This window comes from Streptococcus sp. P25B114, assembly GCF_053010325.1.
Window position 1 is genome coordinate 1 of record NZ_JBRKNW010000024.1, and the last position, 16,138, is coordinate 16,138.

Here is a 16,138-nt window from a genome sequence, read left to right on the forward strand (position 1 = left end):
ATATGAACCCTTTCTAATGAGTTGTTTAGTCGCTTTTCATTATAGGTCATATGGGACTTTTTTTCTACACTCAAAAAGGCTCCATAATCTCTACAGTGGATTTACCCACTACAGAAATTATAGAGCCATAATAATTAAATTGAGAAGTCTATTGCGAAAGCGATAGACTTTTTTGCATGAGCCAAATCAAAAATCCTACCATTTGGCAGGATTGTCGTATTATCTTTTAATATAATTGGCAGGCTCATAAGGACTTCTGTCAAAATTCGTATCCTTGCCCAGAATTTCTTTGGCAATTTGCCAGCCGATAAAGGGTCCATTAGTCAGGCCAGAAGAGCCCAGACCACTGGCCACCCAGATATTGTCCATTTCAGGAACAGTCCCGTAAAATGGTGCGTAGTTGGAGGTATAGGCCCTGGTACCAATACGAGTGCGAACCACAGGGTAGTTGGCCAAATCAGGCATAAATTCCGCAGATTTTTCATGCATGGTTTGGATTTTTTCAGGGTCAAGGGTCAAATCATAGCCCATATTATCCTCATGGGTGGCCCCGACAATGATTTTTCCATTCTCAAACGGCAGGATGTCAATTTGACCATAGGGCATGCAGACTGGCCAGTCGCTGGTATCAAAATCTGTATCCAATTCCAGAAGCTGACCTTTTTGTGGACGGACATCTACCTGATAGCCGAGAGGTTCCAGCATATCTGGCAACCAGGATCCGGTTGCTAGGATAATGTGGTCGGCAGTTAGTTCTCGCCCATCCAGCTGAACAGTTCCTTCATCTATCAGTCTAGCCTGTCCCTGCAATAGAGCTCCGCCATTTTCCAAAAACTTTTCCTGTAACAAGTCAATCAGTTTTCCACCGTCGATACGGCCGCCGCCTTCCAGGTGGATACCGTAGAAATCAGGCTTGAGTGGTGGTAGATAGTTGCTGACTTCTTGTCCTTCAAGAGTAGTGATGTCTCCAATGGTAGGGGTGTCTAGCCTGCGGTCTTCTGCGATTTTCTTGATTTTGTCCAGGAGTTCGGGCTTGCTTTTGAGGCCAATGGTTCCAGTTTGCTTGAAGGGGATGTCCTTGGCTCCTGCACTTTCCAAATCAGCTACCAACTGGCGATAGAAGACAGCACCTTGCGAGGTCAGGCGGTACCAGTCCTTGTTTTTCTTCTGGGCCATCCAGGGGCAGATAATGCCAGCAGCAGCACGGGTAGCTGTACCAACACCGTGGTCAATCAGGGTCAGGTCAATATTGCTATCTTGAGAAAGGTAGAAGGCAGCGGTTGAACCAACAATGCCTCCACCAATAATGATGACATGTTTCTTCATAATGTTCATTATATCACAAATTCAGGAGTTTATTTATTTTTTCCCCCATGTTACAATAGAATCTAGAAATCAAGGAGAGAGATTGTGTCTGATATTATGTATCCAGAGGTTCTGACGCTTGGGAGCGGAGCCGTCAAAGTAGCAACAGTGGGAGACAGTCTGACCTATGGTTATGGGCTGGACAATCGTGAAAAGGATGCTTATCCGTCTATTTTGGCTGAAAAATTGGGTCACCACTACCAGGTGTCCAACTTCGGTCTTAGCGGCCGTTCCCTCCAATCGACAGCAGATTTTCCCTATTTCAAGGAAGAAAATGCCCAACTGTCCTTGGAGAGCGAGGCTGACATCGTCATCATCATGATTGGTAGCAATGATAGCCGGGGACCTTACTGGAACAAGGAAGGCTTTCGGCGAGAGTATAAGGAAATGGCAGAGCGTTATATGAATTTGCCCAGCCAGCCAGACGTCTACCTGGTTATCCCGCCTTTCGTGCCAACCAGCCGCTTCGGCCTCAATAACCAGATTATCGAGGAAGAGTTGCAGGCTATCATTCCTAAAATCGGTCAGGAGCTGGGCCTGCCTGTCATCAATCTCTATCCCATAACCAAGGGGAAATTGGAGTACTATAGCGACGGCCTTCATCTCAGTCCGCTGGGCAATCAGGTCATTGCCCAGGAAATTTATCGTCACCTCCAAGGGTAAATGTCAAGTATTTTCATGAAAATATGCTATACTAATAGAGATTGGAGAGATTATGGTAAAGAGAGACCTTTTTCGCCAACTCTTATTGTTGGTATTGCTGATTTTAGGAATTATTGGGCTGAGGGTATGGTTGTTTGAACCAGTGCGTATTACTTCAACCATGGCCAATGACTACATTAAGCGAAATGATGTCATTATCGCCCTAAAGAATACAGAACTCAAGCATGGGGAATTTGTCCTATACGAACACGAGGGCAAGGAACATGTTAGCAGGATTATCGCCCTCGAAGAGGAAACAGCGACCTATCTAGATAATGTTCTCTACCGCAACCAAAAGATTGTGCGTGAGGATTATTTGGAGCTTATCCCGGAGCAGGAGTATTATACGGAAGACTTGACGATTGAAACCCTAACAGGCGGGGAGTTTCAGGTTATTCCCAAAGGTAAGATTCTGGTCTTAAATGATAATCGAATGGACCGGAATGATAGCCGCAGCTTTGGTTTGATTGATCAGAGTGACATTATAGGGCGCTTGAGCTTTAGAATCAGCCCCTTGTCTGAATTTGGCTTTATTGAAACAGGACTAACCCAATAGAGGTTGGTTCTTTTATTTTCAAAAATTTTCATCGAAAATTAAAAGTTGACTATACCAATTTAATGATTGACAAGTTTATAAGTCTGTTATATACTGTTTTTACTGGTCTTTGTAGTAGAAAATCTGACTAGACCAATTTATTGAAAATGAATGAAAGTCGGTGTAGCAAACACCGAGGTGATAGGATATGTGTGGAATTGTTGGTGTTGTTGGAAATACAAACGCAACAGATATTTTGATTCAAGGTTTGGAAAAATTGGAATATCGTGGTTATGATTCAGCTGGTATTTTTGTGACCGGTGGTTCAGAAGACCACCTGGTTAAGGCTGTGGGTCGTATTGCAGAACTTTCCGCTAAGGTAGGGGATAAGACAGATGGCACAGCTGGTATCGGCCATACACGCTGGGCTACCCATGGCAAGCCAACTGAAAACAATGCCCACCCTCATACATCCCAAACAGCTGGCCATATTCTGGTCCACAATGGTGTGATTGAGAACTATGCTGAAATCAAGGCAGACTACCTGGCAGGCCATGATTTTAAAGGGCAAACGGATACTGAAATTGCTGTTCATTTGATTGGACAATTTGCCTCAGAAGGCTTGTCAACTTTGGAGGCTTTCAAAAAGGCACTTCATATCATCCAAGGTTCGTATGCCTTTGCTTTGATTGATGTGACAGATGCGGATACGATTTATGTTGCTAAGAATAAATCACCACTCTTGATTGGTCTGGGTGATGGCTACAACATGGTCTGCTCCGATGCCATGGCTATGATTCGTGAAACCAGTGAATATATGGAAATTCACGACAAAGAATTGGTTATCGTGAAAAAAGACAGTGTTCAAGTTATGGACTACGACGGCAATGCTATCGAACGTGGAAGCTATACTGCTGAGCTTGATCTGTCTGATATCGGTAAGGGAACATATCCTTACTACATGCTCAAGGAAATTGATGAGCAACCAGCTGTCATGCGTAAATTGATTGGCGCATACACAAATACTGATGAACAAGTAACAGTTGATGCGGAGATTGTCAAGGCAGTACAAGATGCTGACCGTATCTATATCCTAGCAGCTGGTACTTCCTACCACGCAGGATTTGCCGCAAAAGACTTCATGGAGAAGTTGACGGATACACCAGTTGAGCTGGGGATTTCTTCTGAATGGGGTTATAATATGCCGCTCTTGAGCCAAAAGCCCCTCTTTATCTTCATCAGCCAGTCTGGTGAGACAGCGGATAGCCGTCAGGTTTTGGTTAAGGCCAATGAAATGGGCATTCCAAGTTTGACGGTGACAAACGTTCCAGGCTCTACCCTGTCTCGTGAGGCCAACTACACCATGTTGCTCCATGCTGGTCCAGAAATCTCTGTTGCTTCAACCAAGGCCTATACTGCTCAGATTGCAACTCTAGCTTTCTTGGCCAAGGCTGTTGGGGATGCCAATGGAAATACCTATGCCAAGGAATTTGATTTGGTACACGAATTGTCCATTGTTGCCCAGTCTATCGAGGCTACTTTATCAGAAAAAGATATTATTGCTGAGAAAGTGGAGAAACTACTTGGTACAACTCGAAATGCCTTCTATATCGGACGTGGCAGCGACTATTACGTTTCTATGGAAGCGGCTCTCAAGCTCAAGGAAATTTCCTATATCCAGTGTGAGGGTTTTGCTGCTGGAGAGCTCAAGCATGGTACCATTTCCCTGATTGAAGACGGTGTGCCGGTTTTGGCCTTGATTTCAAATAATCCTCATCTGGCCAGCCACACCCGTGGAAATATCCAGGAAGTGGTGGCGCGTGGTGCCCATGTCATGACCATCGTTGATGAGGCCATTGCCAAGGAAGAAGATGACTTCACAGTGACTAGTGTTCACCCATTCTTGTCTACCATTGCCATGGTTGTCCCAACCCAGTTGATTGCCTACTATGCGACGCTCCAACGTGGTCTGGATGTGGACAAACCGCGTAACCTGGCGAAATCAGTAACAGTTGAATAAGCTTGCAAATCCACCTGTAAATTTGGTGGATTTTTGCATGAATATTCGATTTTTATGTGAAATTTATGAAAAATTCTGACAAATTTCTTTCAAATCGCCCAATTTTCTGCTATACTAGATAAGATAATAACTCTTTTGGGAGATGTTTATGGATTATATTTTGGAAGTCTTGCCCCCCTTGGTGGATGGTGCTTTAGTCTCCTTACAAGTATTTGTTTTAGTATTAGTCTTGTCCTTGCCTTTGGGAGCTGTCTTTGCCTTCCTCATGCAAATCAAATTCAAGCCCTTGCAGTGGCTCTTGCATTTTTATGTACTTATTATGCGAGGGACCCCTTTGCTCCTGCAATTGATTTTTGTCTACTACGTCTTGCCGAGTGTGGGGATTACATTTGACAGGATGCCAGCGGTGATTACTGCCTTTACCTTCAACTATGCGGCTTATTTCTCTGAGATTTTCCGTGGAGGAATTGAGGCTATCCCAGCTGGTCAGTATGAGGCGGCTAAGGTCTTGAAATTTACACCTCTTCAGACTATTCGCTACATCGTCTTGCCCCAGGTTGTCAAGATTGTCCTACCAAGTGTCTTCAATGAAGTCATGACCCTGGTCAAGGATACCTCTCTGGTCTACGCCCTGGGAGTCAGTGACTTGCTCTTGGCCAGTCGAACTGCTGCCAACCGTGATGCTAGTCTAGCACCTATGTTTATTGCAGGGGCCATTTACCTGCTCATGATTGGAGCGGTTACGCTGGTTTCTAAACAGGTTGAAAAGAAATTTGATTACTACAAATAGGAGGAAGTCATGTTAGAATTACGCAATCTATCCAAACGATTTGGCAACAAGCAGATTTTCTCCAACTATGATTTGGTCATCCCGGAGGGGAAAATTGTCGCCATTGTTGGTCAATCCGGTGGCGGTAAGACTACGCTTCTCCGTATGCTGGCAGGTTTGGAGACCATTGATGAAGGTACTCTGATTTACAATGGTCAAGAACTGCCAGTCGAGGAATTGGAGAAACGACATTTGCTGGGCTTTGTTTTCCAAGATTTCCAGCTTTTCCCCCACCTTTCAGTATTGGAAAACTTGGTCCTCTCCCCTATTAAGACACAAAATATGTCGGCTATAGAAGCGGAAGACAAGGCCCGTAAACTTCTGGAAACACTAGGCCTGGCCAACCACGCAGCAGCCTATCCTTATTCTCTATCAGGAGGGCAGAAGCAGCGTGTGGCCCTGGCTCGCGCCATGATGATTGATCCTGAGATTATTGGCTACGATGAGCCGACTTCGGCATTGGATCCTGAGCTACGAAAAGAAGTTGAAAAGCTGATTTTGGAAAACCGTGCGACAGGAATCACGCAGATTGTGGTAACCCACGATATGCAGTTTGCTGAAAATATCGCAGATGAAATTATCAAGATTGAACCGAAGCATTAAAGAGGTAAGACATGGTGAAAATGAAAAACATAATTCTTGGAGCAACAGCTCTTGTAACAAGTTTGGCCCTTGCAGCCTGTGGCTCAGGCAGTTCTACTACAGAGTCAGACAATTGGTCTACTTATGAAAAAGATAAGTCAGTGACTATTGGTTTTGATAAGACCTTTGTCCCGATGGGATTTGAAGAAAAAGACGGTCAATACACTGGTTTTGATATCGAATTAGCAACAGCAGTTTTTGAAAAATACGGTATTACGATTGATTGGCAACCGATTGACTGGGACTTGAAAGAGACAGAGCTCAATAACGGCAATATTGATATGATTTGGAATGGCTATTCCATTACAGATGAACGCAAGGAAAAAGTTCTTTTCTCTGATGAATACATGGACAACCAGCAAGTTTTGGTGACCAAGAAATCATCTTCTATTGCTGATCCAGCTGGCATGAAGGACAAGGTTCTCGGTGCTCAAGCAGGTTCTGCAGGTTATTATGCATTTACATCTCAGCCTGAAATTCTTAAGGACCTGGTAAAAGACAGTGATGCTAGTCAGTATGCGACCTTCAACGAGGCCCTTATCGACTTGAAAAATGACCGTATCGACGGACTCTTGATTGACCGTGTGTATGCCAATTACTATCTGCAAAAAGAAGGTATCATTGATGACTACAATATCATTGATGCTGGCTATGCTAACGAGGCCTTCGGTGTTGGTGTACGTAAGTCAGACAAGACCTTGGTAGACAATATCAACAAAGCTTTTACAGAGCTTTATAAAGAAGGTAAGTTCCAGGAAATCTCTGAAAAATGGTTCGGAGAAGATGTGGCAACTGATGCTGTGAAAAACTAAGCAAATAAAAATTCTCAACCGTCATTTGGCTGAGAATTTTTTTCTTTACAGTTTTTTAGAAATCTGATGGAAGACGACAGTCCATTCTTCGTGGCGGCGCCAGAGAGAGGTATGGACATAGTCACCGATTTCAAAGGTGACCAGTTTGGATTTTTGACTGACAGATGTCATTTGATAGTTGGACAAGTAGGTGGACTGGACCTGGTGCTGTTCCAGCATGCCATCCTTGTCATGATAACGTCCTTTGGCATCAATCAGGAGATAGGCTGGGTCAATCAAGTCCTCATAGCCTGGTGCATGGGTCTGAATTTCAGTTTCATAACGGAAGAGTTTGTCGTAAACATGCTCGTAGATTTCATCATGTGGAATTTCAGATGGTTCTACGTGTATATCTACATCAAAAACACCATGTTTGAGTGTTAGGAGTTGCTCAACCTGCTCGGTGATTTCATGGCTTTCGTAAACAGAAAGGTCAGGATTCATTTCCAAGACAATATCCAGATAAATATTGGCTCCGTAGGTTCGGCCTCGCTGGGACTTGACGGAGACTATCTTGGGGAGCTTGAGGATATCCTCTTCGTACTTGTGGAGCAATTCTTCATCGAAACCGTCAGATAGGCTGAAGAAACTTTGCATGAAGATGTCGTAGGCCGTTTTCAGGATGAAGAAGGTGATGACGATGGCTGCAACCTTGTCAACAATACTGAGGTTGAAGGCGGCAGCAAAGACAGCAACGGAAGTTCCAATTGACGTAACTGCGTCGGATAAATTGTCCTTGGCAGCTGCTTCAAGTCCTTTGGAATGGACTTTTTTAGCCAGTCTGCTGTTATAGATATAGACCCCAATCATGACCAGGGCTGAGAAAATACCCACCAGGGCACCCAGCATATCGACTTGAACCACTTCCTTGCTCAGGAGTTTTTCAATGGTTGAATAGAGGACCTGAAAACCAACCATAAACATGATGAAAGAGGTAATCAGGCTAGCAAGGTCTTCCATTTTCCAATGGCCAAACTTATGGTCTCTATCAGCCGGTTTTTGGGCCATTTTCAAGCCAATCAGCACGGCCACATTTCCGATGATATCAGAGAGGTTGTTGAAGGCGTCGGCTCGAAGTGCATCGGAATGAAAGAGCTCGCCAGCAGCTAGTTTGAGCCCGGATAGGAGGATGTAGGCTGAAATGGAAATCTGTGCGCCACGTTCGGCTAGTTTGAGATTGCTTATCGGTTGATTGTTCATCTGGTCTCCTTTTTAAGCTAATATTGTACCAAAAAAAACACCTAGTTTCAATCTAGGTGGTCGGTGTCTGGTACCAGCGTTTTTGAATGGCTCTGTACACTTGCAAGAGTACGGTACCGCTGGCCATGCCGATAGGAATGATGAGACAGAGGGTCAGGACACTGGTGATATTGGCAAGGGCTTGGGCATAATCTCCAGAAACAAAATAGGTTGTTGTCATATAGGACCGATAGCCAGGGACTAGGGGAGCCAGGATAGCCAGAGAAAAAATGATAGAGGGTGTCTTGAGTAGGATGCTCATGACCTGGCTAATCATGGAGCCGATGACCGCTGCCAAAAAAGTGGCAACGAGCGGATTGGTTGGTCCCTGCAGTAGGAGATAGAGGAGCCAGACAAACATTCCTAGAAGTCCTCCGGGAACCAGAAGTTTCCTAGGAACATTGAGGATGACCATGAAGGCAATCATGGCTATAAAAGAAGCTACAGCTTGTAGTAAAAAATTCATAAGTTACCCCACGAGTAAGAGTGCAACAGTGGTCCCTGCACCCAGGGACAGGATAATCAGAGCCGTTTGAAAGAGCTTGGTCATGCCGGTATTGATATGGTTGGTCATCAGATCTCGGACCGCATTGGTCAGGGTGATACCAGGCACAAAGGGCATGACAGCGCCAGCATTGATAAGGTTGGGATTGATAGCCAGGCTGGTGTATTTCTCTAGTAGATAGGCGGTTAGGGAAAATAGCAGAGCTCCACAGAAGGTAGTCACAAAAGCAATGCCGATAAATTTCTCAATCTGCAGCGAGAGGGGAAAGGCCAGAGCGGTCGCAGCAGCAGAGCAAAAAGCATCCCAGGCGGAGCCGCCGAACATAAGGGTAAAGAAGGGAACGGCAAAAATAGCCGCCAAAATCAGCTGGCCAGTCGCATAAGGTGCTTTTTCCAGTTTGATAGCAGACAGAATTTCCCAGGCCTCTTCAAGGTTAATCTGGCCTTCAACCAGCGAACGAGAGACCTGATTGACATCGCAGACCTTCTGCATATTGTAGCTGGAGGAGACAATTCTCTTCATCCGGGAAATGTTGGTGTGGTCAATGGAAAAGAAAATGGCCGCTGGAATGGCCAGCACATTGGCATCCATTATCCCTTGAGAATGGGCGATGCGAATCATGGTATCCTCCACCCGATGAATTTCCGCCCCGCTTTGGAGTAAGATGCTACCGGCCAGCATAAGCACGTCAATGACCAGGTCTTGCTCTTTTTGTTTCATTTCATCCCTAGCTCTTTCCTTGGTGTTTTAGTTTATTATATCAAAATCAGCTCTGGTAAGAAGGATTTTTATAAATAATGAGCAAAATAGTTGAAAAATATTCGGATTGCAGTACAATTGATTGGTCAACGATTGACAAATCAACAAATGGGAGAAGTCATGTCAAGCATGGAAGAGGTACTTTACCAACTGAAAATTACCGAAGAGGTCATTACCAATCTATTTGAAAAGCGGTTGGGGATTTCCCTGACCCGTTATCGGATTCTTCAGATTTTGCTAGAGGAGACACCACTTCACCAAACAGCCTTGCAGGAGAGGCTTGGAATTGACCGCGCAGCCATTAGCCGGCATCTGAAAATTTTGGAAGAGGCGGCTTACATCCGTCGTGAGCGAAACCCTGACAATCAGAGGGAAATTTTGGTTTACCCGACCAAGAAAGCGCAGAAGGATTTGATTGATAGCCCGCCCAGCCAGCATGTGGTGGTCAAACGGGCTATGGAACATATCCTAACAGCTGACCAAGTGGAGCAATTTCAGCAGATTCTGACCAAGCTAAGTGCAGGCTTGAAAGACCTCCCTCTATAACTATTCTTAAGGAGATATAGCATGTCTATTTTTACAACTATTTTAGCTACCATCGTAGCATTGGAACACTTGTACATTATGTATTTGGAAACTTTTGCTACTCATTCGGACTCGACCAGCCGTGTCTTTAATATGGCCAAGGACGAGCTGCAACGCAAGTCTGTAACCACCCTGTTCAAAAACCAGGGAATCTACAATGGCTTGCTGGCCCTTTTTCTACTTTATGGAATTGTGACTGGCAATCTTGAAATTGTGACCATATTTGTCCTCTATGTTATCGGCGCAGCTGCTTATGGTGCGATTACTTCAAGCCCTAAAATTATCCTGAGCCAAGGAGGTCCAGCCATTTTGACCCTCTTGTCACTTTTGATATTTAAGTAGTCAAAAAGCCCCCGAGCTGGAGGGCTTTTCGTGTACTCTTACTGAACATAAATGTCGCCATTTTGGCTATGCAGGGTCAACTTGTTTTTTGCATTTGGATTGCCATGAGTGGTTTGTTCGCTATCTTCATCAGCAGAAAGTTCTTCGATTGCAAGATCCTTCAGGCTTTCCTTATGAATGGTCAGGTCAATGTCACCGTCGTAGGCCAAGACATCATAGTTGCCGATGACTTGCAGCCCAGTGGCGCGAATGTTGCCATTTTCTACGGTCAAATGGTTGAGCTGGTCACTACTTGAGTCTTCCACATCTTCTAGTTTTACTTCCTGCAAATCAATATCTCCATCCCAGACTACGATGTTAGTTGAGTGAATGGTGGTTTTTTTGGCCAAGAAGTTACCGTTGTTGATAGAAATATCCAGTTTGTCAACGGTCATATCTTCAAGATTGGCATTTCCATCAAAGAGTCCGCCGGTCAATTCATCCAAGTGGCTACCGGCTGGCAAGAGCAGGGTCGGTGTGGTGTAGGTTTGGGTTTGGGTTTGGTTCTCTTGGAGCATTTTTATACCTTCTAGGAAACCGTCATAGCGAAACCCCTGGTCGTTATTATCTTCAATGGTCAGACTGCCATTTATCAGGTCGTAGACAATAGGACTGCCGTGTTTCTTGCTGACTTTAAAATAGAGGGTCGGTTTTTCGACATCACTTGTAGAGATTGTGAGATTGGTGGAGCTATTGATTTTTTGCAAGTTGTCAAATTCAACCTGCTGGACCTGGTAGGAATTTTCTAGGTGATTTCCGATTTCATGCCAGCCACCTAGTAGGAGACCCAGCAAGGACAGAAGGAGGCCAGTTGCTAGGGTAATGAGAGTGTAGCGTGTGCTGGATTTAAGCTGTTTCATAGCGGTCTCCTTTCGGCAATAACTGTTGAATAAAGTGAAGGCTGGCCTGCAGGAGCTTGTGGCCGATAAAAATGGTCGCCTTGATGCCCAAAATTCCCAGAGCTATTCCAATCAAGGATAGGCCGGTGACCAGGATGCCTGAGCTGATAGCAGTGGTAAAGAGTTCAAAGGCTGATAGAAAGCCGGAAATTCCTAGGCTAATCAGGGCGATGCAGAGGCTGGCCATGGCTAGAACCAGGGCTAGGACGAGGAGGATGAGGCTCACAAAGAGAGCCAAGACCACCAGACCCAGAATCAAGCCCATGGGAGCAGCCAAGATAGACAGGGTTACCAGAAGTAGACGGTTGCTGGTGCTAGGCTTTTCTCCACTGACTTCTTTATCATAGAGATTGGCTAAAATATCACTAGCAGCATGCTTGGGACTGCCCAATTCTGCGATGACCTGGTCTTCGTTCTCAGGTCCAGCCTCGTCAAAGTATTCATTAAAATGTTCCATAGCATCATGGAAATCTTCTTGTGGCAGGCGTTTGAGATAGCCAGCCAATTGGTTCATATAGTCTGCGCGTGTCATCATTTTCTCCTTATTTGACAGTAATACTGGAATCGCTTGCGTCCAAAATCAGAGTAGGGGTGATGCCCTCCAGCAGGTATTCCAGGTGGAGCCAATCATCGTCACGTTCTAGGTGAGCAGCAATTTCCTGAGGCAAATGGAGCAGGCTATCGTCTGTTTCCGCTAGAAGATTGCTCTTTTGGGACATGCCCAAGGTGACCACAGAATCTTCGATTTCAAGGGCAAGTTCTCCCTGCCAGGTGGATTGGTTCATTGAAAGGTAACAATCCGCAATCTCCACATGCCCCTTGCCGAGGTTCAGACCTGTCAACATGAGGTTGCAATCTGCTGTCTGCCAGTCAAGGGTTGAACAATTAGAATCCTTACACGTAAGGTTGATATCTTTTGCCTCCATGGTCCAGTTTTGGGCAGTGATGTGCTTGAAGGAGAGATTGCTGTCGCTGGTTTCTGTTACCGTTAAGCGGTCCACAGTCAGGTTGTTGATAACCAGATTGGCATCGGTCAAACGAACATCTGCTGTGTCCAGGGCAGGTTTCTGGGGAAGTTTGAGGACAGTTTTTTGTCTGCTGTCTGAGTAAGCCATCCCAAAGCCCTTTGGTATCTCCATAGAAGAAAGGAGGAGTGTGTCGCCATCCAGGCAGAAGGTAAAGGGCTGGTAGTTGCCATCAAGAGAGGCGGGTGAGAGGAGGCTGGCGGAGTCCTTGTCCCAGCTCTCAATTATCAAGGTTTGGTCCTCCAGCTGGAGGTTAAGGCGTTGGAAGTTTGGCAAAGGGGTCTCCACAGTCTCAAAGTCGAGGGGCTTGGTGTCCTTGAAGCTGAAGTTCTTGAAAAAATTCTTCCAGTCCCAGGTCAAATCAACACGTGGTGGCTCCTGGTTCTCTATCAGGGCATCTTCAGGCAGGTTAGCTATGATTTCCTGGGCAGCAGAGATCGGATCGCCTAGCTCTGAGATAGTCGCCTGGTCATCATTTCGGTCGTCGAAGTATTCTTGGAAATAGTCCAGGGCCTCTTGTTTGGCGGTTGGATTGAGTTTGTTGAGTGCTTGTTCAAGCTGTTTTAAATAATCTACACGTGTCATTTTCGTAGGCTCCCTTCTATAATTCCGTCGATATTGTCCTTGTAGGCTGTCCATTCTCCCTTGAGGAAGGGGATGTGGTTCCGGCCGGCAGGAGTAATGGTGTAGTATTTGCGTTTGCGTCCTTGAAATTCCTGGCTGTAAGTGGTTACATAGCCGGCCTTTTCCAGTTTTTTCAGAATGGGATAGAGCGTGGACTCTTTTATATCGGCCACTATCTTGATGGTTTGACTGATTTCATATCCGTAGGAATCCTGCTTTTCCAGCATGGCCAAAATCAGAAATTCTATCAAGATAGAGGAAACGGGGTAGTACATAAGCTCCCTCCTTTTATTGTGTAAATATTTTATATATAAATAATATACCTATCATTTCCTAAAGTCAAGTAATTATATAAATTTTTTATATATTTTTTAAAAAAGTAAAAGCAACCCTTCCAGCTAGAAAAAGTTACTTCATTTGATATTAGTCGATAAAGAAAGTTTGTGGACCTTGGTAACGGCTTCTGTCATTGAAGGCGATGTAGACATTGAAAAGTGGTGTAAACAAGACATAGAAGATGGCTTGAATATCAGACAAACCAAATGCTTTACCATAGCAGTAAGTCAAATAAATGCCATAAAGTGGTCCAGCAAGTGGGATGAGTAGGAAGAGGATAAACCAGCCTTTGTCCTTGCCGAATGTGATACATTGCTGGATGTAAAGGTTGTAGAATGGAATGAGGGATTTCCAACCAGCATAGCCGGCTTTTTTAAAGAGGATGAAGTTAGAAATAGTTACGAGGATATACCAAATGAGTGAAAAAATCATACCGGCTCCCCAAAGCCCAACTAAAATACCTTGTGCAAATGTTTCTTCTGTCATTATAAAACTCCATTTCTTTTTGATGATTCTATTATAACAGTATTAGTTCAATGATACAATACTTTTTCATAAATTTTGGAAATTTTTCAGAAAAAATCAGACCTTCAATTGAAAGTCTGAACAAATTGTTTATTTATATGCTACAATACCTAAAATCACATCAACAGCTTTTTCCATTGTTTCGAGGCTGACGAACTCGAAGCGACCGTGCATGTTTTCGCCACCTGCGAAGATATTTGGCGTTGGGATGCCCATGAAGGAAATCTTGGAGCCGTCTGTTCCTCCGCGAACAGGCTCGATCAGTGGCTTGATACCAAGATTTTCCATGACGTCCTTAGCAATGTTGATTGGAGTCATGTCTTTTTCGATGATTTTCTTCATGTTGTAGTACTGGTCATGTAGGTTGACAATGACACGTGGAGTGTCAAAATTGGCATTCATCTTTTCAGCGATGTCTAACATGAGCTGCTTGCGGGCAAGGAAATCCTCTTCCTCAAAGTCACGGATGATATAGGTGGTAGAAGCAGTATCGACACTGCCTTCCATGTTCATCAAGTGGAAGAAACCTTCGTAACCTTCAGTTTTTTCAGGACGGTCTGCCTCAGGAAGAGCATTGTGGAAGTCAATAGCTAGTTGGAAGGCATTGATCATCTGGTCCTTGGCAGAACCCGGATGGACATTGCGTCCTAGGAAGTCAATCTTGGCAGCAGCAGCAGAGAAAGTTTCGTACTGGAGTTCGCCCAGCGGTCCACCGTCCATGGTGTAGGCGAAGTCCACATCAAAGTCTTCCACATCAAACTTGTCTGCACCGACACCGATTTCCTCGTCAGGACCAAAGCCGACACGGATTTCGCAATGTTTGATGTCAGGATTCTGGACTAGGTACTCGATAGCCGTCATGATTTCTGCAATGCCTGATTTGTCATCAGATCCTAGCAAGGTAGTACCGTCAGTGGTAATCAGAGTTTGACCCTGGTAATTGGCAAGTTGTGGGAAATCTTTTGGATGCAATTCATAGCCAGAAGTTCCCAAGGCAATCGGATTGCCATCGTAGTTTTCGATGATTTGTGGGTTGACACCTTCTGCGTTGAAATCAGCCGTATCCATGTGGGCAATGAAACCAATCTTACGCGTCAAACTTGGGTCGTTGGCAGGCAGTGTTCCCACAGCAAAACCATTTGGCAGGTAGTGGACATTCTGTAAGCCAATCCGTTCCATTTCAGGCAGAAGGATATTCTGTGCGAACTCAACCTGGTTTTGAGTAGATGGAGTGGTGGTTGAGTTCTCGTCAGAGCGGGTATTTTCTTTGACGTAGACTAAAAATCGTTCGAGTAGTGTTGGGTATTTCATGTGGTCTCCTTACTTGTTCAAAATGTGTTTTTCAATAGCCTTGGCCACACCGTTGTTTTCATTGCTGTCGGTGATATCTTGGGCAATGGTCTTGACTCGCTCATTCGCATTTCCCATGGCGATGCCCAGTCCTGCAAAGGCAATCATTTCCAAGTCATTATTGGCATCGCCAACAGCCATGATTTCCTCAGGCAATATTCCTAGACGGTCAGCCAATTTTTTCAGTCCAGAGGCCTTGCTAGCACCGTTTGGCAGGATTTCCAGCAGGTATTCTTGACTGCGAACGGTCGAATATTTCTGGCTGAGGACAGGATTGTGGGTATTTTCAAAAGCATCAATGGCCTCTTTTTCACCGACAAACATGGCTTCAAAGAAGCGGTGTTTGCCAGATTTTGCTTCTTCTAGGTCGATGGAAATAGGTGTCATCCCAACCAGACTGGCATCATGAATAACGGTTTCATTTGCTTTTTGTGCAACGACAAAGAAATGGTCTTCGTCGAAGAGTGTGAGTTGAACCTCATCAGTATTTGTAAATGTGTCAAGGTAGTCCAAGTCTGTCTGAGTCAGCTCCTCCCAGTCGATCAGACTCCAATCCTTAGTCAAATGGGTCGAGCAACCGTTGTTGACGATGATGTACTCGTCTTCTTGGTCAAAGCCCAGCTGTTCCACAAAAGGCTTGACACCTACCAGGGGACGACCTGTGCAGAGTACGACGGTCACACCAGCAGCAACAGCCTGGTGGATGGTATCAATCTGTGGCTGGGTCAATTCCTTCTTCTCATTAAGCAGGGTTCCGTCCATATCAAGGGCGATTAGTTTAATCATAGGCACCTCCGTATAGTTCTGATATTAGTATAGCATAAATTGAAAAAAGTCGGAATCAATAGTGGAAGAATCCAAAAAATAATCAGGAAAATTTCTCTATTTTTGCTAGAAATATTTTTGACAAATCTGTAACAAAAACTTAATGTTTTGAAGAAATCCAAGCGGGTAAAGGACTTGATG

General features: G+C 44.7%; 19 protein-coding genes. 8 read left to right on the plus strand and 11 right to left on the minus strand.

Features of this window, described 5'->3' with window-relative positions:
* Positions 1–219: 219 nt before the first annotated feature.
* Positions 220–1,326 (minus strand): NAD(P)/FAD-dependent oxidoreductase, encoded by a 1,107-nt coding sequence (locus tag ACVC7T_RS09760; RefSeq protein WP_447262865.1) that lies wholly within the window; start codon positions 1,324–1,326, stop codon positions 220–222.
* A gap of 84 nt (positions 1,327–1,410) precedes the next feature.
* On the opposite strand from ACVC7T_RS09760, the gene ACVC7T_RS09765 reads away from it, so the two are divergent.
* From ACVC7T_RS09765 to ACVC7T_RS09790, 6 genes are all read left to right on the plus strand, one after another.
* The gene (locus ACVC7T_RS09765; protein WP_125266336.1) at positions 1,411–2,028 is read left to right on the plus strand and encodes a GDSL-type esterase/lipase family protein; all 618 of its coding nucleotides are present in this window, start codon (positions 1,411–1,413) and stop codon (positions 2,026–2,028) included.
* A gap of 52 nt (positions 2,029–2,080) precedes the next feature.
* Positions 2,081–2,623: a signal peptidase I gene (gene lepB, locus ACVC7T_RS09770; RefSeq protein ID WP_105122302.1), complete on the plus strand. Its 543-nt coding sequence runs from the start codon at positions 2,081–2,083 to the stop codon at positions 2,621–2,623.
* A 187-nt stretch (positions 2,624–2,810) separates the two neighbouring features.
* Positions 2,811–4,622, plus strand: coding sequence for a glutamine--fructose-6-phosphate transaminase (isomerizing) (glmS, locus tag ACVC7T_RS09775; RefSeq protein ID WP_105111850.1), 1,812 nt, complete (start codon positions 2,811–2,813; stop codon positions 4,620–4,622).
* A 148-nt stretch (positions 4,623–4,770) separates the two neighbouring features.
* Positions 4,771–5,412, plus strand: coding sequence for an amino acid ABC transporter permease (locus tag ACVC7T_RS09780; protein WP_105111849.1), 642 nt, complete (start codon positions 4,771–4,773; stop codon positions 5,410–5,412).
* A 9-nt stretch (positions 5,413–5,421) separates the two neighbouring features.
* Positions 5,422–6,054, plus strand: coding sequence for an amino acid ABC transporter ATP-binding protein (locus ACVC7T_RS09785; protein WP_105111848.1), 633 nt, complete (start codon positions 5,422–5,424; stop codon positions 6,052–6,054).
* A 20-nt stretch (positions 6,055–6,074) separates the two neighbouring features.
* Entirely contained in the window at positions 6,075–6,905 is an 831-nt protein-coding gene (locus ACVC7T_RS09790) for an amino acid ABC transporter substrate-binding protein (protein WP_447262877.1), read from the plus strand.
* Positions 6,906–6,950: 45 nt separating this feature from the next.
* Here ACVC7T_RS09790 and ACVC7T_RS09795 read toward each other — a convergent pair whose 3' ends face one another.
* Genes ACVC7T_RS09795 through ACVC7T_RS09805 form a run of 3 tightly spaced genes read right to left on the minus strand, consistent with a single transcriptional unit; the run spans position 6,951 to position 9,408 of the window.
* On the minus strand, positions 6,951–8,144 hold the full coding sequence (locus tag ACVC7T_RS09795) for a cation diffusion facilitator family transporter (RefSeq protein WP_447262866.1): 1,194 nt from the start codon (positions 8,142–8,144) through the stop codon (positions 6,951–6,953).
* A 52-nt stretch (positions 8,145–8,196) separates the two neighbouring features.
* Positions 8,197–8,649: a threonine/serine exporter family protein gene (locus ACVC7T_RS09800; RefSeq protein WP_172079515.1), complete on the minus strand. Its 453-nt coding sequence runs from the start codon at positions 8,647–8,649 to the stop codon at positions 8,197–8,199.
* Positions 8,650–8,652: 3 nt separating this feature from the next.
* On the minus strand, positions 8,653–9,408 hold the full coding sequence (locus tag ACVC7T_RS09805) for a threonine/serine exporter family protein (protein ID WP_447262867.1): 756 nt from the start codon (positions 9,406–9,408) through the stop codon (positions 8,653–8,655).
* Positions 9,409–9,567: 159 nt separating this feature from the next.
* On the opposite strand from ACVC7T_RS09805, the gene ACVC7T_RS09810 reads away from it, so the two are divergent.
* Together ACVC7T_RS09810 and ACVC7T_RS09815 are read left to right on the plus strand one after the other, a co-directional pair.
* On the plus strand, positions 9,568–9,993 hold the full coding sequence (locus tag ACVC7T_RS09810; RefSeq protein WP_105111901.1) for a MarR family winged helix-turn-helix transcriptional regulator: 426 nt from the start codon (positions 9,568–9,570) through the stop codon (positions 9,991–9,993).
* A 21-nt stretch (positions 9,994–10,014) separates the two neighbouring features.
* Complete coding sequence (locus tag ACVC7T_RS09815) at positions 10,015–10,374, plus strand: DUF1304 domain-containing protein (protein WP_105111845.1); 360 nt, start codon at positions 10,015–10,017, stop codon at positions 10,372–10,374.
* 38 nt (positions 10,375–10,412) lie between these two features.
* Here the strand turns inward: ACVC7T_RS09815 and ACVC7T_RS09820 are convergent, their stop codons facing one another.
* From ACVC7T_RS09820 to ACVC7T_RS09850, 7 genes are all read right to left on the minus strand, one after another.
* The gene (locus tag ACVC7T_RS09820) at positions 10,413–11,273 is read right to left on the minus strand and encodes a DUF4097 family beta strand repeat-containing protein (protein WP_447262868.1); all 861 of its coding nucleotides are present in this window, start codon (positions 11,271–11,273) and stop codon (positions 10,413–10,415) included.
* Positions 11,260–11,847, minus strand: coding sequence for a DUF1700 domain-containing protein (locus ACVC7T_RS09825; protein WP_447262869.1), 588 nt, complete (start codon positions 11,845–11,847; stop codon positions 11,260–11,262). Before ACVC7T_RS09825 ends, ACVC7T_RS09820 begins: the two co-directional genes overlap by 14 nt.
* A 7-nt stretch (positions 11,848–11,854) precedes the next feature.
* A complete protein-coding gene (locus ACVC7T_RS09830; RefSeq protein ID WP_447262870.1) occupies positions 11,855–12,922 on the minus strand; it encodes a DUF1700 domain-containing protein in 1,068 nt (355 codons plus the stop codon).
* Positions 12,919–13,236: a PadR family transcriptional regulator gene (locus tag ACVC7T_RS09835; protein WP_105111841.1), complete on the minus strand. Its 318-nt coding sequence runs from the start codon at positions 13,234–13,236 to the stop codon at positions 12,919–12,921. The genes ACVC7T_RS09830 and ACVC7T_RS09835 overlap by 4 nt, the downstream gene beginning before the upstream one ends.
* A 148-nt stretch (positions 13,237–13,384) precedes the next feature.
* A complete protein-coding gene (locus ACVC7T_RS09840; protein WP_447262871.1) occupies positions 13,385–13,783 on the minus strand; it encodes a DUF5684 domain-containing protein in 399 nt (132 codons plus the stop codon).
* Positions 13,784–13,912: 129 nt separating this feature from the next.
* Positions 13,913–15,133 carry a peptidase T gene (pepT, locus tag ACVC7T_RS09845; protein WP_447262872.1) on the minus strand — a complete coding sequence of 407 codons (1,221 nt, stop codon included), beginning with the start codon at positions 15,131–15,133 and terminating at the stop codon, positions 13,913–13,915.
* Between the two features lie 9 nt (positions 15,134–15,142).
* Positions 15,143–15,958, minus strand: coding sequence for a Cof-type HAD-IIB family hydrolase (locus ACVC7T_RS09850; protein ID WP_105111838.1), 816 nt, complete (start codon positions 15,956–15,958; stop codon positions 15,143–15,145).
* Positions 15,959–16,138 lie beyond the last annotated feature (180 nt).